The organism is Pseudomonas sp. S3_B11 (genome assembly GCF_054667715.1).
The window spans coordinates 1,763,093-1,785,320 of sequence record NZ_CP162749.1; the positions used below are offsets into that span (position 1 = coordinate 1,763,093).

The following is a 22,228-nucleotide window of genomic DNA, read 5'->3' on the forward strand; positions in this document are numbered from 1 at the left end:
CAATCGAACGCTGCAACTTGATCCCGACGGCGGGAGGGTTACCATGCGGGCTTCATACATCAAGGAGCCCGACCCATGGACGTGAAACTCAAGACCGTCGAACCCTTCACCGTGGCCGGTTTGCAGGTGCGCACCCGCAACACCGACGAGCAGCAGCCCGACACCGCTCGGATCGGCCCGATGTGGCAGCAGTTCTTCAATGAAGGGCTGTTCGACACGATTCCGGCCCGGCAGTCGGAGTCGTTCGTCTACGGGGTGTATTCCAATTACGAGTCCGACGCCACCGGCCACTTCGATGTGACGGCCGGGGTGCAAGTGGATGCGACCAGCGCAGGCTACCCCGCCGTGGACATCGAGGGCGGGGATTACCTGATGTTTGCGGCCAAGGGGCCGATGCCCGACTGCGTGATCCAGACCTGGGGCCTGATCTGGGCGTACTTCGCGGATAATCCGCAGACGCTGCGCCGCTTTACCACTGATTTCGAGGTCTACAGCGGCCCCGATTCGGTGGCGATCTACATCGGCATTCAATCCCCGGACGAGCGCTCCAGCGCCAGCAACTGACGCTTGCGCTCCACACCCCAGCGATAGCCCGACAGGTTGCCGTCGCTGCGTACCACCCGGTGGCAAGGGATCGCCACCGCCAGGCTGTTGGCGCCGCAGGCCTGGGCCACGGCGCGCACGGCCTTGGGCATGCCGATGCGCTGGGCGATCTCGGCGTAGCTGGCGGTGCTGCCGGCGGGAATATCCCGCAAGGCTTGCCAGACCCGCTCCTGGAAGGCGGTGCCGCGCAGGTCCAAGGGCAGGTCCAGGCCCAGGGCCGGTGCTTCGATGAAGCCAACCACCTGGGCGATCAACTGCTCGAACTCGCGGTCGGCGCCGATCAGGTTGGCCCGGCGGAACTTGTCTTGCAGGTCCCGCACCAACGCGTCCGGGTCGTCCCCCAGCAGGATCGCGCACACGCCACGCTCGCTTTGCGCCACCAGGATCGCCCCGAGGGAGCATTGGCCGACGGCGAAACGGATGTCGGTGTTCTGCCCGGCGGCGCGATAGTCGGCGGGTTTCATGCCCAACACCTTGTCGGCTGCCTCATAAAAGCGGCTGTTGGAGTTGAAGCCGGCGTCGTACAGCGCCTCGGTGATCGTGCCGCCATCGGCCAGGCGTTCGCGTACCTTGCGTGAGCGGTGGGCGGCGGCATAACCCTTGGGGGTCAGGCCAGTGACTGCCTTGAAGACCCGATGAAAATGAAAGGGGCTCAAGCCCGCGCTTTCTGCCAGCTCATTCAGGCCAGGCAGTTCCTCTGCCGCCTCGATCTGCCGGCAGGCGGCGGCAACCCGTGCCGCTTGTTGGGCGGCGATCTGGGTCTGGTCCCGAGCCACGCGCTTGCTGGGCCGGTAACCGGCGGCCTGGGCCTGCTCCGGCGTGTCGAAGAACTCGACGTTGCGCGGGTTGGGCAGGCGCGACAGGCTGCTGGGGTGGCAATAGATGCCGGTGGTTTTCACGCCATAGACGAAGGTGCCATCGGCGCGTGGATCCCGGGCGAGCACGGCGGCCCAGCGAGGATCCAGTTCAGGGGCGAGATTGTTCGAAGTGCTGTTCATGGTCGTTATGTCCATTGGCCCGTTTTGCCTACAGTAGCGAGCCTATGAAATGGCAACACTCCGGGTCTTGCGGTTGAATTCTGCACCTTCACCCGGCGGTGCGAAACGTCAGGTTGATCCGCTGGGCGCCCAGGCGCGGGTGCTGGCCTTCCTTGAGCGGCAACACGCCGTGGTAGCGCAACCGGTCCACGCCCCCCCAGACCACGATGTCGCCATGGAACAGCGGGATGCGCAGGCTTTTGTCGCTGCGTTCGAAGCCGCCGAACTGGAACACCGCCGGCAGGCCCAGGGACATCGAGACGATGGGGGCGGCAAAGGAGCGTTCGTTCTTGTCCTGGTGCAGCGACATCCGCGCGCCGGGCACGTAGCGGTTGATCAGGCAGGCGTCGGGTTCGAAATGCTCGAAGTGCGCCTGCCGGGCGGCGGCCTGGGCCAGTTCGCGAAACACCGCCGGCATGTCGGGCCAGGGGTGGCCGGTCTGCGGATCGTGGGCGGTGTAGCGATAGCCGCTGCGGTCGGTGGTCCAGCCCAGCGCACCGCAACTGCTCAAGGCCACCGACATGGTAAAGCCACCGGGCGTGACCATCTGCCGGAAAGGCGCCGCCTGCAAGACGCTTTCCAGCGCCGGCAGCAAGCGCTCGAGCCAGGGCAGGGCGAACCCGCGCAGCACGAACGCTTGCTGGCCGATCTGCTCGACCTGGCCAGGCGTGGTGGGCGCCTGGTCGGCGAACAGGTCCAATGTGAGCGGTGTGTCATTACTGCGCATCATGAAAAATGATTCCCAAGGTGTGCCGCCTGCCGCTGTGCACGCAGCTGACGCCATGGCGCATGTTCACCCGATAATAACCGCGAACGCCTTTGACGGGCCGCTGGTGCACGGCAAACACCACGGCATCGCCCTGTTTCAGATCGATGACCTGGGGCCGCGATTGCATGCGCGGGCGCTGTTCGGTGAGGACAAACTCGCCGCCGGTAAAATCCCGACCCGGTTCCGACAGCAGGATCGCCACCTGCAGTGGGAACACCTGCTCGCCGTACAGATCCTGGTGCAGACAGTTGTAGTCCTGCGGACCGTATTGCAGCAACAACGGCGTAGGCCGCGATTGCCCGGCGACGTGACAGCGCCGGATGAAGTCAGGGTGTTCGTAGGGGTAGCGCACTTCAATACCCATGTGTTCATTCCAGCGGTTCGCCAGCGGTACCAACGCTGGATACAACGACTGGCGCAACTGCTGGATGAGGTCGGGCAGCGGATAGCGAAAATACTGATACTCGCCGCGCCCGAATCCATGGCGGGCCATGATCACCCGCGAACGAAAAAGCCCGGGTTCGGCGTACAGACCACTCAGCAGCCGGCATTGTGTTGTCGGTAGCAGGTTGCGAATGATTGCACAGCCGTCCTGGTCGAGGCTGTTCTCCAGGGCTGGCCAGTCCAGGTCGTGTATGCATTGGATTAGCGAGGGTAGGGACATGATGACAATCCTTGGTAGAAAGGACTGGTCAGTCTGGGGAGTGCTTTGACGGCTGACACTCCGGATCTTGCGGTGTGTCAACGGCCGAGCGCTCACCTACCCTGAGCTGACACACCCGTCACCCTGTGGCGAGAGGATTATCTGTGGGAGCAAGGCTTGCCCGCGATGAAGGCAACGCGTTCTGTCGGGGTGAACGAGGCGCCTTCATCGCGGGCAAGCCTTGCTCCCACAATGGGGATAACCCTCCCACAAAAACAGTCGGATGAGTTGTTACAGCGCTTTGCTGACCTTGACGTCGCTGATCACGTCGTCGGTCTGGCCATGCAGCTTTTGCAATGCGGCCCTGGCTTCTTCCTCGGTCCCGGTTTCCAGTTGCGCGAATTCGAAGCGGCGTTCGTCGTTGAGCTTGTACTTGATGACGTATTTGGTCGTCTGGGCCACGGTTTTGCCTGTCTTGAAAGTGGGCGAGGCTCAGCTCAGTTTCGAGCTGGAACGCCGGATGATTTTGATCTTGTGGGTCAGGGTCGGTTTGCGCGTGACGCTGATTGCACGGCGGTTGACGGTGTCGATGGTGATGTTCCAGAAACCTGTGCTAGGGGCAGTGATCCGGGCCGGGAAGGTGTCGAACGCGCCGCCGTGATACGTGTGCCGGCCGCCGTTCTTGAAGCTACGGAAGTTGGCGTCGTTCATCAAACGGATGTTGCACATTTGGGAGCATTCGATGACGACAATGTCGTCTTCGTTCAGGTGCTCGCGCTGGTGGATGAATTTCATGGGCGCCTCCAGAAGGGCTTTTTCTACAAAATCAAAACGATAGCAAGGGGCAATGATGCGCAGTTTATCAGCCCCGAGTGTTAATATCCGGCCCGCGCTCCAGGCTTTGTTCATTTATTGCAGGTTGCGGGAAAAATAAAGCGGTGCGGCACCGGAGAAAAACGGCGTCTGCACTGTCGGAGGATCTTTATCGGAGGAATCATATGAAGCGCAGCGTGTGGGTGTTGGCATTGGCCATGAGTGGATGTGCATCGGTATCGGACATCAACCAGACGCCCCCCACCATGAGCGTCATCTCCGGAAAGAAACCTCACGAATATGCCAAGTGTGTTTCCGACAAACTGGCCAAAAGCCGTGGTCCGCTGCAAGTGGAGCCACACAAGAATGGCGTTCGATTGATCGTCCCGGGCAAACTGTCGACCCTGCCGGCGGCGGTGTTCGACATTGACGAGCGCTCCAGCGGCAGCAGCATCAAGCTGCACGAAAGCATGTCCAATGTCCCGGTGCGTCCGGGCGACGTGCAGGATGCCGCCAACGCCTGCATTTCCGGCTGATCCCATTGCGCGCCTGACGAGCGGACCGGGCATCGGATAAACTACTGCCTTCGACAAAAAATGCCGCCACGGTTCACGTTGGCGGCATTGTCATTCATGGAGTCAGTCGATGAAACGCGAGCAGGTGCGCGAGCGCCATGCAGAAGGTCTTATCTGTGCCACCCACGTGATTCAGAATCCGGCGAGCCCGGGCGAATGGATCGTGTTCTTCAAGAAAAGCGCCGGACGCAGTTTTTTCCTGGTGGATGACCAGGACGAAGTCGAGTCCTTTGCCCGTCTCGACGAACTGATCGAAACCCTACGCGGGCTGGGCATCAAGTTTGCCGAGATTCACATTTGATTACTTGCAGACCACCACGACACTGCGGCTGGTGAAGTTACCGACGTCGACGCCCAGGGTCTTCTCGCTTTCCTTGGCCTGGGGCGTGCCGTCGGTACCGACGATGCGGTAGCCGGTGCCGGCACAGGACGCATCGGCCTTTTCGTAGCACGTCGCCCAGGAGTTGGCCTCACCCGAGCAGTCGATGGCCAGGCCTTGTTCGCCGTTGTCCAGGTAGGTTTTTTCGGCTGAGGCACAGCCCGCCAGGGCCAGGACTGCAAACAGTGCCAGAAGTGTCTTCATGGGGTCGTCATCAAGGAGGGAAGGGCAAGCGCGAGATTATAGCGAATGGCCACTCCGGTACAGCTAAACAAGCCTCGTTCAATGCCCGCGCGGCATTTTTACGAGGCTCGTCTGGTTACTTCTTGCGACGGGGGCTGCGGGCGGGGGCGGTGTCGCGTTCTTTCACTGCGGGGGCAGCGCGCTCATCCTGGAATACCGCAGCCACTTCCACCGCCATGGCCTTGCTGGGCAAGGGACCGGCGACCTGCTCGCCGTGGTAGTTGATAATCCACCACTGGCCGTCCTTGCCCTGGCTGACCGAATAACCGTTTGCGTTTCTTGTTGCCGACATCTAGCTGCCTCAATTGGCGGGATCAAGGGCGTCATGATACGTCAAATGCTCGCAAACAGCGCTCACTGGCGTACAGTGGGTCCGCTGGAGCCATCGAAACGAAAGGCGATTGAACTATCCGCCGTTTTTTATTTCTCTATGATGGCACCGGTTGGCCAGCGTAGGCATTGTAAGGTGCCTGTTGCCTGATTAGACTGCGCCGAAACTCGTACACACCGCCTTTTCAAGGACTTATATGATCAAGAAATGCTTGTTCCCAGCAGCCGGTTACGGTACTCGCTTCCTGCCAGCGACTAAAGCCATGCCCAAAGAAATGCTGCCGGTGGTGAACAAGCCACTGATCCAGTACGGCGTCGAAGAAGCCCTCGATGCGGGCCTGACGGAAATCTCCATCGTCACCGGCCGCGGCAAACGCGCCCTGGAAGACCATTTCGACATCAGCTACGAGCTGGAAAACCAGATCAAGGGCACCGACAAGGAAAAATACCTGGTCGGTATCCGTAAACTGCTGGATGAGTGCTCGTTCTCCTACACTCGCCAGACCGAAATGAAAGGCCTGGGCCACGCGATCCTGACCGGCCGCCCACTGATCGGTGACGAACCGTTCGCAGTGGTCCTGGCGGATGACCTGTGCGTCAACCTCGAAGGCGACGGCGTATTGACCCAGATGGTCAAGCTGTACAAGCAGTTCCGCTGCTCCATCGTGGCGATCCAGGAAGTCGATCCGCAGGAAACCAACAAGTACGGCGTGATTGCCGGCGAAATGATCCGCGACGACATCTATCGCGTTCACAGCATGGTTGAAAAACCAAAACCTGAAGACGCACCGTCGAACCTGGCGATCATCGGTCGCTACATCCTGACCCCGGATATCTTCGACCTGATCGAACAGACCGAGCCAGGCAAGGGCGGCGAGATCCAGATCACCGACGCCCTGATGAAACAGGCCCAGAACGGATGCGTCATGGCCTACAAGTTCAAGGGCAAGCGTTTCGACTGCGGTGGCGCCGAAGGCTACATCGACGCGACCAACTTCTGCTTCGAGAACTTCTACAAGACGGGCAAGGCTTACTGACAGCCTGCGCCACACCTTGAAAAAAACGCCCCGACTGGTTCGGGGCGTTTTTTTTGGCTTGGGGAAAAGTCTCTCGCCAATCATCAATCACACAAACAAAACCCTGTGGGATATGAAAAATCCTGAGACCACCCCAAAACAACTGTGGGAGCGAGCTTGCTCGCGATAGCGGTGGGCCAGCCTACACCCATGTTGAATGTGCCGCCGCCATCGCGAGCAAGCTCGCTCCCACATGGATCGGCGTAACTTGAGCGGCCCAACTGGCTTTTCCATTTTCCGCCCCCATAACCATCGCAACGCTGCCTCAGGTGAAAACAGCAGGTATGCTGATGACCTGCCGAAGGAGATAGAAAATGGCCTACGATTTTGACTTGTATGTGGTTGGCGCCGGTTCCGGTGGTGTGCGGGCTGCGCGGTTTGCCGCCGGTTTCGGGGCCAAGGTGGCCGTGGCGGAGAGCCGTTACCTGGGCGGGACCTGCGTGAACGTGGGCTGCGTGCCGAAGAAACTGCTGGTCTACGGCGCGCATTACGCCGAGGACTTCGAACAGGCGTCGGCCTATGGCTGGACGGCGGGCGAGGCGAGTTTCGACTGGGCCACGTTGATCGCCAACAAGGACCGGGAAATCAATCGCCTCAACGGCATCTACCGCAACCTGCTGGTCAACAGCGGCGTCGTGCTGCACGAAGGTCACGCCAGGCTGACCGGGCCCAATGAGGTCGAGATCGACGGCCAGCGCTACACCGCCAGGCACATCCTGATCGCCACGGGCGGTTGGCCGGTGATCCCGGACATTCCGGGGCGCGAGCACGCCATCAGCTCCAACGAGGCGTTCTTTCTCAAGGAACTGCCCAAGCGCGTGATCGTGGTGGGCGGTGGCTACATTGCGGTGGAGTTCGCCGGGATCTTCCACGGCATGGGTGCGCAGACGTCCTTGCTCTATCGCGGTGAGCTGTTCCTGCGCGGCTTTGACGGTGCGGTACGCAAGCACCTGGCAGAAGAGCTGACCCGCCGTGGCCTGGACCTGCAGTTCAACGCAGACATCAAGTCCATCGAAAAGCTGGACGATGGCAGCCTCAGGGTCGAGCTCAAGGACGGCAAGACGTTGCTCACCGATTGCGTGTTCTACGCCACCGGCCGGCGGCCGATGCTCGACAACCTGGGCCTTGAAACCACCGGTGTCACGCTGGATGAGAAGGGCTTTGTCCAGGTCAACGAAAAATACGAGACCGCTGAACCGTCGATCCTGGCCATTGGCGACGTGATCGGTCGCGTCCAGCTCACCCCCGTTGCCCTGGCCGAAGGCATGGCGGTGGCGCGGCGTCTGTTCAAGCCCGAGCAGTACCGTCTGGTGGATTACCGGATGATTCCCACCGCCGTGTTCAGCCTGCCGAACATCGGCACAGTTGGCCTGACCGAAGAGCAGGCCAGGGAGGAGGGGCATGAGGTCGAGATTTTCGAAAGCCGCTTCCGGCCGATGAAGCTGAGCCTGACCGAATGCCAGGAACGCACCCTGATGAAACTGGTGGTGGATGCCCGGACCGACAAGGTGTTGGGATGCCATATGGTCGGGCCGGATGCCGGTGAAATCGTTCAAGGGCTGGCCATCGCACTCAAGGCCGGCGCCACCAAGCGCGACTTCGACGAAACCATCGGCGTGCACCCGACGGCTGCCGAAGAATTCGTGACGATGCGTACCCCCGTCGCCTCCTGACCATCCGACGAACATATGGCGAGCGAGCCGGCTCGCCATATTAAGTTTTCTTCTATCTATTTAGCTGCTGATAGCCAAAACCAATCATTCGCATCAGGTTTGCCAATGAGCCAGCCTGGGGATGAGTGGTTAAGATCCTCTCCATCAACTTTCAACCCTGACGGAGAAACATCGATGCCTATCATCAACAGCCAAGTTAAACCGTTCAACGCTACCGCTTTCAAAAACGGCGAATTCGTCGAAGTATCGGACGCCAACCTGAAAGGCAAATGGTCTGTCGTGTTCTTCTACCCGGCTGACTTCACCTTCGTTTGCCCAACCGAGCTGGAAGACCTGGCCGACAACTACGCCGAGTTCCAGAAGCTGGGCGTCGAGATCTACAGCGTTTCCACCGACACTCACTTTGCCCACGCTGCCTGGCACAACACTTCGCCAGCCATCGGCAAGATCCAGTACACCATGATCGGCGACCCGACCCACGTCATCTCGCGCAACTTCGACGTGCTGATCGAAGAAGTCGGCCTGGCTGACCGCGGTACTTTCGTGATCAACCCAGAAGGCCAGATCAAAATCGTTGAAATCAACGACGGCGGCGTAGGCCGTGACGCTTCCGAGCTGCTGCGCAAGATCAAGGCCGCTCAGTACGTTGCCGCTCACCCGGGCGAAGTCTGCCCAGCCAAGTGGAAAGAAGGCGAGGCCACCCTGGCTCCGTCCCTGGACCTGGTCGGCAAGATCTAAGTCTGTGAGTCATCCGAGGGCGATCCGCTCTTAATCAAGCAAGCCGCTTCGCCCCAAAAAACGCCCGGGCGAGATTCGCTCGGGCGTTGTTTTTTCTGAATTCAAAAAATGGAAATCGCCCGTATGTTGGACGCCAATCTTAAAGCTCAGTTGAAGTCATACCTGGAACGGGTCACCCAGCCGATCGAGATCGTCGCCTCCCTCGACGACGGTGCGAAATCCCAGGAAATGCTCGCGTTACTCCAAGACGTTGCCAGTCTTTCCCACCAGATTACTTTGCTCGACAACGGCAGCGATGCGCGCAAACCTTCGTTTTCGTTGAATCGCCCGGGAGCCGATATCAGCCTGCGTTTTGCCGGCATTCCCATGGGCCACGAATTCACTTCGCTGGTGTTGGCCTTGCTGCAAGTTGGCGGTCACCCTTCGAAGGCCAGTGCCGACGTCATCGAACAGGTCCGCGCCCTCAAGGGCGAGTTCAACTTCGAGACCTATTTCTCGCTGTCGTGCCAGAACTGCCCGGACGTGGTCCAGGCGCTGAACCTGATGGCGGTGCTGAACCCGAACATTCGCCACGTCGCCATCGACGGTGCGCTGTTCCAGGCCGAAGTCGATGAACGCCAGATCATGGCCGTGCCGAGTGTGTACCTCAACGGTGTGAACTTCGGCCAGGGCCGCATGGGCCTGGAAGAGATTCTCGCCAAGATCGACACCAGTGGTATCGAACGCCAGGCCGAGAAAATCAGCGCCAAGGACGCCTTTGATGTGCTGGTGGTCGGCGGTGGCCCGGCTGGCGCTTCGGCGGCGATCTACGCGGCCCGTAAAGGCATCCGCACTGGCGTGGCGGCCGAACGTTTCGGCGGCCAGGTACTCGACACCATGGCCATCGAGAACTTCATCTCGGTCCAGGAAACCGAAGGGCCGAAACTGGCCGTCGCCCTGGAAGAACACGTCAAGCAGTACGACGTGGACATCATGAATCTGCAACGTGCCGACGCCTTGGTGCCAGGCAAGGACGGCGGGCTGCATGAAATCAAGTTCGCCAGCGGTGCGAGCCTCAAGGCCAAGACCGTGATCCTGGCGACCGGTGCCCGCTGGCGTGAAATGAACGTGCCGGGCGAGCAGCAGTACCGCAACAAGGGCGTGGCGTACTGCCCGCACTGCGACGGTCCGCTGTTCAAGGGCAAGCGCGTGGCGGTGATCGGCGGTGGTAACTCCGGCGTCGAGGCGGCCATCGACCTGGCCGGTATCGTCGCCCACGTCACGTTGCTGGAGTTCGATGTGCAATTGCGTGCCGACGCGGTATTGCAGCGCAAACTGCACAGCCTGCCGAACGTGACGGTGATTACCAACGCCCAGACCACCGAAGTGACTGGAGACGGTCAGAAGGTCAATGGCTTGCGCTACAAGGACCGTCCGAGCGGTGACGTGCGGGATGTGGAGTTGGAGGGGATCTTCGTGCAGATCGGCCTGTTGCCCAACACCGATTGGCTCAAAGGCACTGTCGAGCTGTCGCCGCGGGGTGAGATTATTGTCGATGCCCGGGGTGAAACCTCGATCCCTGGCGTGTTCGCCGCCGGTGACGTGACCACCGTGCCGTACAAGCAGATCGTGATTGCCGTCGGCGAGGGCGCCAAGGCTTCGCTGAGTGCCTTCGACCACCTGATCCGCACCTCTGCGCCGGCCTGAACACCCGATAGCGGAGAAAACAAAACCCCATGAGCCTGGCTCATGGGGTTTTGTTTTGGATCACGCATCCCCCTGTGGGAGCGAGCTTGCTCGCGATAGCGGTGGGTCAGCTTGCATCCATGTTGAATGTGCCGCCGTCATCGCGAGCAAGCTCGCTCCCACAGGGGGGATGGTGGTGAGGCTTACAGCGGCGCAGGCTGGATGATTTCAACCCAGTAGCCATCCGGGTCCTTGATGAACGCCAGGCTTTTCATGCGGCCGTCGTTCAGGCGTTTCTGGAAATCGCAGCCCAGTGCTTCGAAGCGCTCGCAGGCGGCGGCGACGTCCGGTACCGAGATGCAGATGTGGCCGAAGCCGCGTGGGTCGGTGTTGCCGTTATGGTAGGCGAAGGCCGGGTCGCTTTCGGTGCCATGGTTGTGGGTCAGTTCCAGGATGCCAGGGATCGACTTCATCCATTCGGTCCGCGCCGCCGCGTCCGCCGGGATCTGGTTCTTGTCCACCAGTGCCAGGAAGTACAGGCTGAATTCGGCTTCCGGGAAGTCGCGTTTCTCCACCAGCGAGAAACCCAGCACGCGGGTGTAGAAATCCAGCGACCGGGTGATGTCCTTGACTCGCAGCATGGTGTGGTTGAAGACGAACTTGGCCGTGGCGGCATCAGGTTGGGCGGTGACGCCAGGGAAAGTATTGAGTTCGTGCAGGCTCATGGGCCCTCCGGAAATAAGTGGGGCAAACGGCGTCGCAAGCTTGGTTGCGACGGTTCCTGGGCTTGCGTCAGACGGCTTCCTTGCAGGTGCGCCCATGATACGCAAGGGACGCGGTGTCGCCAAACCGCGTGTGGCTATTGCCTGCTTCTGCCTCGGGCTTCAGACTTTACGATTCGCCCTTGAGTGCCAACGCAATGATTCGACCGTTCCTTTCGCTGTTTGTCCTGCTGTTTGCCTGCATTGCGAGTGTCGGCGGCGTCCAGGCGGACGAACCGCAGATCGCCTGGCCCCAAGGCTGGGTTGTCGAGCCACTGCCCGCCGACGCCGCGGCGCCGGGCCCCTTGCGACAACGTGCAACCAAGAGCGATTCGGCCGGCAATGCCGTGATGGTCATGGAATTGACCACGACTACCGTCGAGCCCGATCACCAGGTCAACTTGCAAGGCGTGTTGCTGGAAATGCGCAAGTCGATCCAGAAGGATTTCTTCCAGGGCGGCTACCAAAGTGTGTGCAATAAGATCCATGCTTCCATGTTGGGCGGCGTAACTGCATTGGAAACCACTTGCACGATCACGCAGAACGGACGCCATGTATTGTCTCAGGCACTCGTCGCGGCACTAAATGGGGGCAAGGCTTATGTGCTGTCCTATGCAGGGCAGGCGCAGGTGTTTGTTGAAAGCCAGGATGAAATACAGTCGGTGCGAAACAGTTTGAAACTATAAGGCCGTCAGTGTAATACGCTCGGGATTTAATCCAAAAAGTTTAGCCCATAAAAAAGCCCTGAGTGTATTCAGGGCTTTTTTGCATCATGGACGCTGTCAACCGCGCACGTGTCAACCACGCAACCAGGAGTCGACGGTAGCTGCACCGTACTGTTCTTTCCAGGCTTTCAGACCGCGGTGATTACCGCCCTTGGTCTCGATCAACTCGCCGGTGTGTGGGTTCTGGTAAACCTTTACCACTCGCGCACGGCGGGTCTTGATGGGTTTGGTCGATTGCAGGCTCGCCTTGGACGGGTTCGGGTCGAGGATCGCGACGATGTCGCGCAGGCTCTTGCCATAGGTTTTCATCAGTCCCTGGAGCTTTTCCTCAAATTCGATTTCCTTCTTGAGCCCGGCATCGTTCTTCAGCGATTCCAACTGCTTGAGCTGTTCTTGAAGGGCCTTTTCGGCTGCACGAAATTCAGCGAGTCTGGACAAAATCGTTACTCCAATCAAAATATTTGGCTGATACCAACCGCAAACAAAGCTATAAGCCGAGCGCCTTGGTGTTAATGACTCTCCTGCTATCTGGCACAGGTAGAAAAATTGTAGTAGTTAATCCGGAAAGTGTAAATCGTAACTTTTTCGTTATGTAACAACAGCAAAAGTTTTTATCAGTTGGGCATCGTCGTCAATAGATCGGCGGCGGTTAACTGCCATTAAGGCCGGTCAAGGTCTCAATGAACGCCTGCCCGCTAATCGGTCGAGCAAATAGATAACCCTGTAGAAAGTTCACCCCATGGGCGCTCAGGTAGTCGCTGTGCTCGACGGTTTCGACGCCCTCGGCCACCATGTCCAGGCCCAGCTTGCCCGACAGTTCGATGATGCTGTCGAGCAGGTGCCGTGACAGCGTATCGGCACCGATCATCGCGACAAAACTCTGGTCGATCTTCAAGAAATCCACGTTGAACTGGCGCAAGTACGCCAGGCTGGAATGACCCGTGCCGAAGTCGTCGAGGGCAATCTTGACGCCCAGCTCCCGCAGCTGGTCGAACAGTTGCCGGGTAACGGGCGTAGGTTCGATCAGCTCGCAGGGCAATCGCACCCGGCGCGAAGGCGGCGAGAAATTCGCGACAATCGTCCACCAGCACCAGATCCTGGCAGTGGCGGGCGGTGATGTTGATGCCGACATGAAACGGTGCTTCGAGTTGAGGCGCCAGCGGTGCCAGCAGGTGCATGGTCTGCTGCATCAGCGCCCGGGTCATCGGTACGATCAGGCCGCTGTGTTCGGCGAATGGGATGAACAGGTCCGGGCGAACGAGGCCTTCCTTGGGGGGATTCCAGCGCATCAGCACTTCGACGCCGGCCCAGCGTTTGCTGTCGCTGTGCACGACCGGTTGCAGATAGTGCTCGAACTCGCCGGCTTCCAGGGCCCGTTGCAGTTCACGACTGGGCGAGGAGGCGCGTTTTTGCAGCCAGTGCCCGAGGGTCCCGGCCACGACGCCGAAGAAGATCAGCAAGCTGAACAGCGGCGGATATTCCCTGGCCATGTAGCGCCAGGTTTCACCCTCATCGAAGCCGGCTTCTACGTTGAAGGCGTAGCGCGATGCCGGGTGTGCGCGCGTGTGGCGGTCAAGGGCATCGGCACAACCTGAGAAGAAAAGGGATGAGGGGGAATCGTCGGATGCCGACCATGATAGATGGCTTGCCGGGTGCTTGCTGACCACAGGGTGGCTGTGGGAGCGAGGTCTGTGGGAGCAAGGCTTGCCCGCGATGAACGATCATGCGGTCCACCTGGAGAGCCGAGGTGCCTTCATCGCGAGCAAGCTTTGCTCCCACAGGTTCAGTGCCAGGCTCCCACAGGTTTGATGTCGGGCTCATGACTGCCGGGCCAGCTCGATAAACGCCAGGGTGGCGGGCGAGGCCTGGCGGCTGTCCAGGACTGCCAGGCCAATCTGGCGCGGCACCCGCGGCGACAAGGGGCGCACGACGAAGCCCAGGCTTTCGCCCTCCGGCAACGAACCTTCGGACACCACGCTCACCGCCTCACCGCGCCTGACAATATCCAGGGTGCTGAGCAGTTGCGAACACCGAAAACGCACATTCGGGGTCAGCCGGGCGGCATTGAACAGGCGCGAAACCAGCTCCGATGATCCGGCCTCGGTGTGCACGAAGGGGTCGTTGCACAGGTCCTTGAGGCTCAGGCTGGCCCGGGCGGCGAGGGGATGGTTAGTGGGCAGCAGGGCGACCATCTGATCTTCCATCAGCATGAACGTATCGAAACGCTCCTCGGGCAACACCACGAAGCCGACGTCGATCCGCCGTTCGTCCAGCCACTGGAGGACCTGCCTGTCGGGTCCTTCGTCGATGTGCACTTCGATGCCCGGGTGCAAGTCTCGATAGCGCTGCAGGATACCGGGCAACAGTTTCATCGATGACGTGGGCCCGAACGAGCCGATGCGCAAGGTGCCTCGGCGCATGCCCCGGGCATCGGCGGCTTCCTGGCGCAAGGTGTTGGCCAGCCCGAGCATGGCCCGGGCCCGCAGAAGCAATTGCTGACCAATGTCGCTGAGTTCCACCTGGGACTGATGACGCCTGAGCAATTCAACGCCCAATTCTTGTTCCAGGGATTTGATGGCGTGGGATACCGCTGACTGGCCGATGCCCAGGCGCGTTGCCGCCGCCGTGAACCCCCGCAGCTCGGCGACCAGGGAGAAGATTTCGAGTTGGGTGAGGGTCATGAGGAATTGCTCATTTTACGATGACAAGGCATGAGCCAAATAATGAGGTATCTGACTTGAATCAGGAAGCAGCACAACACCTTTTGGCAAGGTTCCACCCTGTGGGAGCAAGCTTTGCTCCCACAATTAACCACCCTCGCCACAGGTTCTGCGTTCTTCTCATTAGCGTGCGGTGGTGAAACCATGAAAACCCTCGAACAAACCCTCCCAGCCTCGTCGGACCTGCCGGTCTACTTGAAGCTCGCCATGGTCACCATGATCTGGGGCGGGACCTTCGTGGCCGGCCGGATCCTTGCCGATGCCTTGGCGCCGATGTTTGCCGCCAGCCTGCGTTTCCTGCTGGCGAGTCTCGCGCTGCTGTCGTTTCTCGCCCTGGCCGGGATCCCGCTGGCCAGGCCCAGTGTGAAACAGGGGCTGCAATTGGCCGCGCTGGGGTTCTTTGGCATCTTTTTCTACAACCTGTGCTTCTTCTATGGCTTGCAGTACATCAATGCGTCGCGGGCCTCGCTGATCGTGGCCTTGAACCCGGCGGTGATCGGGCTGGCGTCCTGGTGGTTGTTCAAGGAGCGGCTGAGCCGGTTGAAAGTGGCGGGCATCGTGCTTTGCATCGGTGGGGCGGGATTGGTGATCGTCAGTCGTGATCCGTCCTTGTTGCAAGGCGCCGCGCAGGGCTGGATCGGCGATCTGCTGATTTTTGGCTGCGTGCTGGGCTGGGGTATCTATTCGCTGTTTTCGAAAAAACTCAATGACAGCCTCGGCCCCTTGCAGACCGTGACCTGGTCGATTCTGCTGGGCACGCTGATGTTGTGGCTGGCCTGCGCGGCGGCGGGCGAGATTCGTGTCGAAGCCCTGCGCGGCCTGGACGTTGAGCAATGGCTGAGCCTGTTGTACCTCGGCGTGCTGGGCTCGGCCCTGGCCTATATCGCCTGGTATGACGGCATTCGTCGGATCGGTGCGACCCGTTCCGGGGTGTTCATCGCGCTCAATCCGTTGACGGCGGTGCTGCTGGGGGCGCTGCTGCTGGACGAACGGCTCACGGCCTTGATGTGTGTCGGCGGGGGCGTGATCCTGGTGGGCATTTTCCTGTGCAACAAACCCCTTGCGCGGTCGAAGGAAAAGGCGATTTGATACAGAAGGCGGACAAACCTGGTTACGCTGTGTAGAATCGAGTTACGCATATAAGAATAACGTCTTCTGGCAGCAGAAGCCTCGCCCGCAAGAGCCTTGGGTCGACAATGAAGATACTTGGGTTTCAACTGATCTATGGCGATTTCCTCGCCCGCAGCGTTCGTGGCATTTCCTGCGCGCCGCCCCGTGTCCTCAGCATCGCCAGCAACTAACGTTTTTTGTTAATTGACCCGACTGATGAGGCGCCGACATGGCAGATCTATACGAAAACCCCATGGGCCTGATGGGCTTTGAATTCATCGAATTCGCATCCCCGACCCCCAACACCCTGGAGCCGATCTTCGAGATCATGGGTTTCACCAAAGTGGCCACCCACCGCTCCAAGGACGTGCACCTGTATCGCCAGGGCGCGATCAACCTGATCCTCAACAACGAACCCCACAGCGTGGCGTCGTACTTTGCCGCCGAGCACGGTCCGTCGGTGTGCGGCATGGCGTTCCGGGTCAAGGATTCGCAAAAGGCCTACAAGCGTGCCCTGGAACTCGGCGCCCAGCCGATCCACATCGAGACCGGCCCGATGGAGCTGAACCTGCCAGCGATCAAAGGCATCGGCGGTGCGCCGCTGTACCTGATCGACCGTTTTGGCGAAGGCAGCTCGATCTATGACATCGACTTCGTGTTCATCGAGGGCGTTGACCGCAACCCGGTGGGCGCGGGCCTGAAAATCATCGACCACCTGACCCACAACGTCTATCGCGGACGCATGGCCTACTGGGCCGGCTTCTACGAGAAGCTGTTCAACTTCCGCGAGATCCGCTACTTCGACATCAAGGGCGAATACACCGGCCTGACCTCCAAGGCCATGACCGCCCCGGATGGCATGATCCGTATCCCGTTGAACGAAGAATCGTCCAAGGGCGCCGGGCAGATCGAAGAGTTCCTGATGCAGTTCAACGGCGAAGGCATCCAGCACGTGGCCTTCCTCACCGATGACCTGGTCAAGACCTGGGATCACCTGAAAAGCATCGGCATGCGCTTCATGACCGCGCCGCCGGACACCTATTACGAAATGCTCGAAGGCCGCCTGCCGAACCACGGCGAACCGGTGGATGAACTGCAATCGCGGGGCATTCTGCTGGACGGTGCTTCCGAGCAGGGCGACAAGCGCCTGCTGCTGCAGATCTTCTCGGAAACCCTGATGGGGCCGGTGTTCTTCGAATTCATCCAGCGCAAGGGCGACGATGGTTTCGGCGAAGGCAACTTCAAGGCGCTGTTCGAATCCATCGAGCGCGACCAGGTGCGTCGAGGTGTGCTGGCGACCGAGTAAGGCCTGAGCCATGAAAAAGCCCGCCCGGCAGTGATGCCGGGCGGGCTTTTTATTGCCCGACACAGTTCCAAATGTGGGAGCGGTGTAAGGCTCAGGCCCTGCGCTGCTGCCGCACCAAGTGCTTGAACCCTTCGAACACCAGCACCGCCACCGCCATCCAGATGGGGATGTAGGTCAGCCATTCACCGGCCTTGATGCTTTCGCCCAACAGCAACGCAACGCCCAGCAGCAACACCGGCTCGACATAACTCAACAACCCGAACAGGCTGAACGGCAGCAACCGACTGGCGACGATGTAGGATACCAGCGCGCTGGCACTGATCACCCCGAGCACCGGGATCAGCAGCGACAGCCACGGGTATTGATCGAAAACGTCGAGGCCCTGTTCACCGCTTTGCACGAACCACAGCGCCACGGGCAGCATCAGGGTCATGTCCAGCCAGAGCCCACCCAGGTTGTCGGTCTTGATGCGTTTGCGCAGGATGAAATAGATCGGGTAGCCGATCACCACCAGCAAGGTTGCCCAGGAAAAACCACCCACCTGGTACAACTCGTTGAACACGCCAAGGGTGGCGAAGAACACGGCGACTTTCTGCAGGTAGGAAAGGCGTTCGCCGTAGACGATGCGTCCGGTCAGCACCATCGACAGCGGCAACAGGAAGTACCCCAGCGACACGTCCAGGCTGTAGCCATTGAGCGGCGCCCACATGAACAGCCACAGTTGCGCGCCCATCAGTGCCGACGAGGCGATCGCCGCGATCAACAGCCGTGGCGTGGCGATCAGGCGTTGGATCAGCGCCGTGACCAGTTTCCACTCCCGGGTCACCAGCAGGAATGCGGTCATGCACGGCATCGTCAGCAGCATGCGCCAGCCGAAGATTTCCACGCCTGTCAGCGGTGAGAGCAGCGAGGTGTAGTAGTACATGACGGCGAACAGCGCGGAGGCCGAGACCGATAGAACGATGCCTTTGGACACGGTGATTCTCTTGAGGGCGATCAATCAACACCCTGCCTGTGGCGAGGGTGTTGATGGTGGGAGCAAGGCCTGTGGGAGCAAGGCTTGTGGGAGCAAGGCTTGTGGGAGCAAGGCTTGTGGGAGCAAGGCTTGCCCGCGATAGCCACGCCACGGTTTAACAGTGAACCGCGTTATCGTTCATCGCGGGCAAGCCTTGCTCCCACAGGCACTCGCCCCGGCACGAAATGGCTCACATCATTGAACCCCGGCGTCGAAGCATGCCCCGGCGTCACCAGCGAATCGATGAACGCTTCATCTTCTGCGCTGATCTTCACCGATTGCGCCTTGGTGTACGAATCCCACTGCTCCTCGGTGCGCGGCCCGACGATGGCCGAGGTCACGGCGCTGTTGTTCAGCACCCAGGCGATGGCGAACTCGACGATGCCCACGCCGCGGCCCTGGGTGTATTGCAGGATCTGCTGGGCAATGCGCAGGGACTCGACCCGCCATTCGGTTTCCAGGATGCGTTTGTCCTGGCGTCCGGCACGGCTGTTGGCGTCCGGCGCCACGTCCGGCGCGTACTTGCCGCTGAGCACGCCTCGGGCCAGGGGGCTGAACGGCACCACGCCGAGGCCGTAGTTCTGTGCCGCGGTGATCTGCTCGGTTTCCGCCTGGCGGTTGACGATGTTGTACAGCGGTTGGCTGATCACCGGCCGGTCGATGCCCAGGCTGTCGGCGATGCGGATCACCTCGGCGATGCGCCAGCCACGGTAGTTTGACAGGCCCCAGTAGCGGATCTTGCCTTGGCGAATCAAGTCGCCGATGGCCGACACGGTGACGTGCAACGGCGTGTTGTGGTCTTCGCGGTGCAGGTAATAGATGTCCAGGTAATCGGTGCCCAGGCGCGTCAGGCTCGCTTCGATGCCATTGAAGATGTGCTTGCGGCTCAGACCGCTGCGGTTGGGCATGCCGTCCGGCGGGCCGAAGCCGACCTTGGTGGCCAGCACCCATTCCTGGCGGTGACGGGCGATTGCCTCGCCGACGATTTCCTCGGAACGGCCGTTGGTGTAGACGTCCGCGGTGTCGATGAAATTGATGCCCTGGTCCCAGGCCTTGTCGATGATCCGCAGCGAATCCTCGGTGCTGGTCTGTTCGCCGAACATCATCGTGCCCAGGGTCAGCGTCGAGACTTGCAACCCGGAATGGCCTAGCGTGCGGTAGCTCATGACAAGATCCTTTTATCCATGGGGAAAGATTCAATCAAACCCCAGAACCACCGCACGGATCAAACAGAATTCTCAAACACCCCAATCAACTGTGGAACTACCTCTGTGGGAAAAAAGGGTGTCAGGCCCTTAGGGTACGGGTCATGCGCAACGCCAGCAGGCTGCCGCAGACAATCACGCCCGCCAACAGGTACAGCGCCGCGTCGGTCGAGCCGGTGGCGTCCTTGACCCAACCCACCAGGTACGGGCTCAGGAATCCCGCCATCTGCCCCATGGAGTTGATCAACGCCAACCCACCGGCCGCCGCGCCCGCGCTGAGCAGGGCCGTGGGCACCGGCCAGAACATCGGCAGGCCGGTGAGGGCGCCCATGGTGGCGATGGACAGGCCAATGATGGCGATGGCCGGGGTGGTGGCGAAGTTGACGGCGATCAGCAGCCCGACGGCGCCCATCAGCATCGGCACGACAAGATGCCAGCGGCGCTCCTTGTGCAGGTCCGCCGAGCGGCCCACCAGCAACATGAACACGGCCGCCAACAGGTACGGGATTGCACTCAGCCAACCGATCACCAGGTTATCGCCAAAACCCAGGCTCTTGATGATCGACGGCAGCCAGAAGTTGATCGCGTACACGCCGCTCTGGATGCAAAAGTACACCAGGCCGAAGGCCCAGATCGCCGGGTTCTTGAACACCGCCAACAGCGAGTCGGTGGCGGTCTTTGGTTTGTTGGCCAGGTCTTCGGCGTGGTCGGCGGTGAGCACGTCGCGTTCCTGGTCGGTCAGCCATTTGGCGTTGGCGAAGGTGTCGCTGAGCAGGAAGAACGCCAGCGCCCCGAGGATCACCGTCGGAATGCCTTGCAGCAAAAACATCCACTGCCAACCCGCCAGGCCGCCCTGGCCGGCGGCGAAGTGGTTGAGGATCCACCCGGAAAACGGACTGCCCAGCAGGCCGGACACCGGGATGGCCGACATGAACAACGCCATGATCCGGCCCCGTCGGAACGTCGGGAACCATTGCGAGAGATACAGCACCACGCCAGGGAAGAACCCGGCCTCGGCGGCGCCGGTGAACAGCCGCAAGGTATAGAACTCGGTGGGGGTAGTGACGAACAGCAGGCACGTCGACAAGGTGCCCCAGGTGATCATCATCAGCGCGATCCAGCGCCGTGGACCGAACTTGGTCAGGGCCAGGTTGCTTGGCACGCCGCACAGTACGTAGCCGATGAAGAAGATCCCGGCACCGAGGCCGTACACGGTTTCGCTGAATTTCAGGGCGTCGAGCATCTGCAACTTGGCGAAGCCAACGTTGGCCCGGTCGAGGTAGTTGAACAGGTAGCAGATGAAAATGAAGGGGATCAAGCGCAGGGTGATGCGCTTGTAGACGGTATTTTTTTCGTCGGGGGTAGCCAGGAGGGCTATTGCGCTCTGGGACATGGCGGGTCTCTCATTATTATGATTTTTGCGAGCCAAGGGGTAACGTTGACCGCCCCTTGAGTCTCGGCCAGCCCAGGGGGCCGTGTCTTTGTGCCAGAGCACAGGGTTTGAATGCAGACCCTGTGCGCCTGACCAAACCCATGCCTGGAAACAACAATTCACGCCGCTTGCAAGGAACACCGCCCATGTTCGAACTCGATCACGACCTGGCGCAGGACATCGTCGACCGGGCGATGGCGATCCTGCCGTACAACGTCAATGTCATGGACAACCAGGGCTTGATCCTCGGCAGCGGCGAGCGCGAGCGGGTCAACACCCGTCACGAGGGCGCGCAACTGGTCCTGGCTAACGGTCGGGTGGTGGAAATCGACGAGCACACCGCGATGCACCTCAAGGGTGTGCAGCCTGGGATCAACCTGCCGCTGATGCTCGATCAACGGCTGATCGGCGTCCTGGGCATCACGGGTGAGCCTGCGCAACTGCGCACTTACGCCGAGCTGGTGCGCATGACCGCCGAGATGTTGGTGGGACAGCGTAACCAGCAGGCCGAGCAGCAATGGCGCCGCCAGCGGTGTGATGACTTGCTGGCGCTGCTGTTGGGCGATGCGGGGGATTCGCCGCGATTGTTGGACGAAGCCCGGCAAATGGGCCTCAAGCCGCAATTGTCGCGGGTGCCGTATCTGTTCGAACTGGGCCTGGAACATGGGCCCGGGCAGACCGTCGAGACGTTGAGCGCGTGGTTGATGTCGCGCTACCCGGACAGTTGGTGCCTGACCTCGTCCAAATCTTCCTTGCTCTGGTGCCGGCCGGTCACCGCCTCGGTGGAGAACGAGCGGTTGCTGGGCAAGCTCGATGGGCTGGGCTGGAACATCCTGCGGATCGCAGTGGGCGGGCAGGCTGAAGGGTTGGCGGGCTTGCGGCGTTGCTATCGGCGGGTGACTGATCTGCTGGCCTATGGGCGTGATGTGTTGCCGCAATCGCGCCTGCTGGCCCTCAACCGCTATCGCCTGCCGGTGCTGCTCTGGCGCCATCGCAGCGACGATGCCCTGGACGAACTGCTGACCCCGTTGCGCAAGGTCATCGCCAAGGACAGCAACGGCCAACTGCTCGCCACCCTGCGCAGTTGGTGCGAGCACGACGGCCAGAGCCAGGCCTGCGCCGACGCCCTGGGCATCCACCGCAACAGCCTGCGCTACCGCATGGAACGCATCGCCGAACTCAGCGGCGTGGACCCGTTGCGCCTGGACGGGATGCTGGCGTTGTACCTGGGGGTGCAGCTATTGCCGCAGACCGCCGATACACCCACATAACCCTGTGGGAGCGAGCCTGCTCGCGATGAGGCCGGCAGCTTCAACCTGAATCTTCCTGGAAAACCGGTATTTGTGAATTTGAACAATAATACCCGGTGTCTTTTGTGCAGCGGACCGGCGTCACGGCTGTGGTCAGCTG

Annotated in this window: 24 protein-coding genes and 1 pseudogene; 11 read left to right on the forward strand and 14 right to left on the reverse strand. The window is 60.7% G+C overall.

The window, feature by feature from the left end; genetic code table 11:
• The first annotated feature begins 75 nt into the window (after positions 1 to 75).
• A complete protein-coding gene (locus AB4O22_RS08255; RefSeq protein ID WP_100264040.1) occupies positions 76 to 564 on the forward strand; it encodes a GyrI-like domain-containing protein in 489 nt (162 codons plus the stop codon).
• On the opposite strand, the gene ada is transcribed toward AB4O22_RS08255, so the two are convergent.
• The 5 genes from ada to AB4O22_RS08280 all read right to left on the reverse strand — a co-directional run bounded on the left by ada (position 528) and on the right by AB4O22_RS08280 (position 3,847).
• Positions 528 to 1,601 carry a bifunctional DNA-binding transcriptional regulator/O6-methylguanine-DNA methyltransferase Ada gene (gene ada / locus AB4O22_RS08260; protein ID WP_003203015.1) on the reverse strand — a complete coding sequence of 358 codons (1,074 nt, stop codon included), beginning with the start codon at positions 1,599 to 1,601 and terminating at the stop codon, positions 528 to 530. The genes AB4O22_RS08255 and ada overlap by 37 nt on opposite strands.
• An 88-nt stretch (positions 1,602 to 1,689) precedes the next feature.
• Positions 1,690 to 2,370, reverse strand: a complete 681-nt coding sequence (gene alkB, locus AB4O22_RS08265; protein ID WP_460076805.1) for a DNA oxidative demethylase AlkB — start codon at positions 2,368 to 2,370, stop codon at positions 1,690 to 1,692.
• Positions 2,357 to 3,073, reverse strand: coding sequence for a 2OG-Fe(II) oxygenase (locus AB4O22_RS08270; protein ID WP_460096118.1), 717 nt, complete (start codon positions 3,071 to 3,073; stop codon positions 2,357 to 2,359). Before AB4O22_RS08270 ends, alkB begins: the two co-directional genes overlap by 14 nt.
• A 270-nt stretch (positions 3,074 to 3,343) precedes the next feature.
• Complete coding sequence (locus AB4O22_RS08275) at positions 3,344 to 3,514, reverse strand: hypothetical protein (protein WP_018605991.1); 171 nt, start codon at positions 3,512 to 3,514, stop codon at positions 3,344 to 3,346.
• A gap of 30 nt (positions 3,515 to 3,544) precedes the next feature.
• A complete protein-coding gene (locus AB4O22_RS08280) occupies positions 3,545 to 3,847 on the reverse strand; it encodes a DUF1883 domain-containing protein (protein WP_003182962.1) in 303 nt (100 codons plus the stop codon).
• Between the two features lie 203 nt (positions 3,848 to 4,050).
• Here AB4O22_RS08280 and AB4O22_RS08285 point away from each other — a divergent pair, with 203 nt between their 5' ends.
• Together AB4O22_RS08285 and AB4O22_RS08290 are read left to right on the forward strand one after the other, a co-directional pair.
• Positions 4,051 to 4,401 (forward strand): hypothetical protein, encoded by a 351-nt coding sequence (locus AB4O22_RS08285; protein WP_003203007.1) that lies wholly within the window; start codon positions 4,051 to 4,053, stop codon positions 4,399 to 4,401.
• Positions 4,402 to 4,510: 109 nt separating this feature from the next.
• Positions 4,511 to 4,741: a hypothetical protein gene (locus AB4O22_RS08290; RefSeq protein ID WP_003203005.1), complete on the forward strand. Its 231-nt coding sequence runs from the start codon at positions 4,511 to 4,513 to the stop codon at positions 4,739 to 4,741.
• Here AB4O22_RS08290 and AB4O22_RS08295 read toward each other — a convergent pair whose 3' ends face one another.
• Entirely contained in the window at positions 4,742 to 5,023 is a 282-nt protein-coding gene (locus tag AB4O22_RS08295) for a hypothetical protein (RefSeq protein ID WP_003203004.1), read from the reverse strand. It abuts the gene before it with no gap.
• A 115-nt stretch (positions 5,024 to 5,138) separates the two neighbouring features.
• Entirely contained in the window at positions 5,139 to 5,354 is a 216-nt protein-coding gene (locus AB4O22_RS08300) for a hypothetical protein (RefSeq protein WP_003203002.1), read from the reverse strand.
• 235 nt (positions 5,355 to 5,589) lie between these two features.
• On the opposite strand from AB4O22_RS08300, the gene galU reads away from it, so the two are divergent.
• The 4 genes from galU to ahpF all read left to right on the forward strand — a co-directional run bounded on the left by galU (position 5,590) and on the right by ahpF (position 10,565).
• A complete protein-coding gene (gene galU / locus AB4O22_RS08305) occupies positions 5,590 to 6,429 on the forward strand; it encodes a UTP--glucose-1-phosphate uridylyltransferase GalU (RefSeq protein WP_003182953.1) in 840 nt (279 codons plus the stop codon).
• Positions 6,430 to 6,782: 353 nt separating this feature from the next.
• Positions 6,783 to 8,141: a glutathione-disulfide reductase gene (gorA, locus tag AB4O22_RS08310; protein WP_460096119.1), complete on the forward strand. Its 1,359-nt coding sequence runs from the start codon at positions 6,783 to 6,785 to the stop codon at positions 8,139 to 8,141.
• Between the two features lie 174 nt (positions 8,142 to 8,315).
• Positions 8,316 to 8,879, forward strand: a complete 564-nt coding sequence (gene ahpC / locus AB4O22_RS08315) for an alkyl hydroperoxide reductase subunit C (protein ID WP_003202998.1) — start codon at positions 8,316 to 8,318, stop codon at positions 8,877 to 8,879.
• Positions 8,880 to 9,002: 123 nt separating this feature from the next.
• The gene (ahpF, locus tag AB4O22_RS08320; protein ID WP_053162901.1) at positions 9,003 to 10,565 is read left to right on the forward strand and encodes an alkyl hydroperoxide reductase subunit F; all 1,563 of its coding nucleotides are present in this window, start codon (positions 9,003 to 9,005) and stop codon (positions 10,563 to 10,565) included.
• Between the two features lie 182 nt (positions 10,566 to 10,747).
• Here ahpF and gloA read toward each other — a convergent pair whose 3' ends face one another.
• Positions 10,748 to 11,269, reverse strand: coding sequence for a lactoylglutathione lyase (gloA, locus tag AB4O22_RS08325; RefSeq protein ID WP_447801051.1), 522 nt, complete (start codon positions 11,267 to 11,269; stop codon positions 10,748 to 10,750).
• A 194-nt stretch (positions 11,270 to 11,463) separates the two neighbouring features.
• Between gloA and AB4O22_RS08330 the strand changes: the two genes are divergently transcribed.
• Complete coding sequence (locus AB4O22_RS08330) at positions 11,464 to 11,991, forward strand: DUF4946 domain-containing protein (RefSeq protein WP_460097799.1); 528 nt, start codon at positions 11,464 to 11,466, stop codon at positions 11,989 to 11,991.
• Between the two features lie 111 nt (positions 11,992 to 12,102).
• Here the strand turns inward: AB4O22_RS08330 and AB4O22_RS08335 are convergent, their stop codons facing one another.
• The 3 genes and pseudogenes from AB4O22_RS08335 to AB4O22_RS08345 all read right to left on the reverse strand — a co-directional run bounded on the left by AB4O22_RS08335 (position 12,103) and on the right by AB4O22_RS08345 (position 14,711).
• A complete protein-coding gene (locus AB4O22_RS08335; RefSeq protein WP_003202992.1) occupies positions 12,103 to 12,468 on the reverse strand; it encodes a histone-like nucleoid-structuring protein, MvaT/MvaU family in 366 nt (121 codons plus the stop codon).
• Positions 12,469 to 12,679: 211 nt separating this feature from the next.
• Positions 12,680 to 13,580 (reverse strand): annotated as a pseudogene (locus AB4O22_RS08340) (EAL domain-containing protein); the annotation flags it as partial.
• 267 nt (positions 13,581 to 13,847) lie between these two features.
• Positions 13,848 to 14,711 (reverse strand): LysR family transcriptional regulator, encoded by an 864-nt coding sequence (locus AB4O22_RS08345; protein ID WP_003202987.1) that lies wholly within the window; start codon positions 14,709 to 14,711, stop codon positions 13,848 to 13,850.
• Positions 14,712 to 14,894: 183 nt separating this feature from the next.
• Here AB4O22_RS08345 and AB4O22_RS08350 point away from each other — a divergent pair, with 183 nt between their 5' ends.
• The gene (locus AB4O22_RS08350; RefSeq protein WP_003202985.1) at positions 14,895 to 15,839 is read left to right on the forward strand and encodes a DMT family transporter; all 945 of its coding nucleotides are present in this window, start codon (positions 14,895 to 14,897) and stop codon (positions 15,837 to 15,839) included.
• Positions 15,840 to 16,089: 250 nt separating this feature from the next.
• Positions 16,090 to 17,166 carry a 4-hydroxyphenylpyruvate dioxygenase gene (gene hppD / locus AB4O22_RS08355; protein ID WP_003202983.1) on the forward strand — a complete coding sequence of 359 codons (1,077 nt, stop codon included), beginning with the start codon at positions 16,090 to 16,092 and terminating at the stop codon, positions 17,164 to 17,166.
• A 91-nt stretch (positions 17,167 to 17,257) separates the two neighbouring features.
• Here the strand turns inward: hppD and rarD are convergent, their stop codons facing one another.
• The 3 genes from rarD to AB4O22_RS08370 all read right to left on the reverse strand — a co-directional run bounded on the left by rarD (position 17,258) and on the right by AB4O22_RS08370 (position 20,779).
• Complete coding sequence (rarD, locus tag AB4O22_RS08360) at positions 17,258 to 18,142, reverse strand: EamA family transporter RarD (RefSeq protein WP_003202980.1); 885 nt, start codon at positions 18,140 to 18,142, stop codon at positions 17,258 to 17,260.
• 170 nt (positions 18,143 to 18,312) lie between these two features.
• Positions 18,313 to 19,347: an aldo/keto reductase gene (locus AB4O22_RS08365; protein ID WP_003202978.1), complete on the reverse strand. Its 1,035-nt coding sequence runs from the start codon at positions 19,345 to 19,347 to the stop codon at positions 18,313 to 18,315.
• A 121-nt stretch (positions 19,348 to 19,468) separates the two neighbouring features.
• A complete protein-coding gene (locus AB4O22_RS08370; RefSeq protein WP_460096120.1) occupies positions 19,469 to 20,779 on the reverse strand; it encodes an MFS transporter in 1,311 nt (436 codons plus the stop codon).
• 185 nt (positions 20,780 to 20,964) lie between these two features.
• Between AB4O22_RS08370 and AB4O22_RS08375 the strand changes: the two genes are divergently transcribed.
• Positions 20,965 to 22,089: a sugar diacid recognition domain-containing protein gene (locus AB4O22_RS08375; RefSeq protein WP_460096121.1), complete on the forward strand. Its 1,125-nt coding sequence runs from the start codon at positions 20,965 to 20,967 to the stop codon at positions 22,087 to 22,089.
• The last annotated feature ends 139 nt before the right edge of the window (positions 22,090 to 22,228 follow it).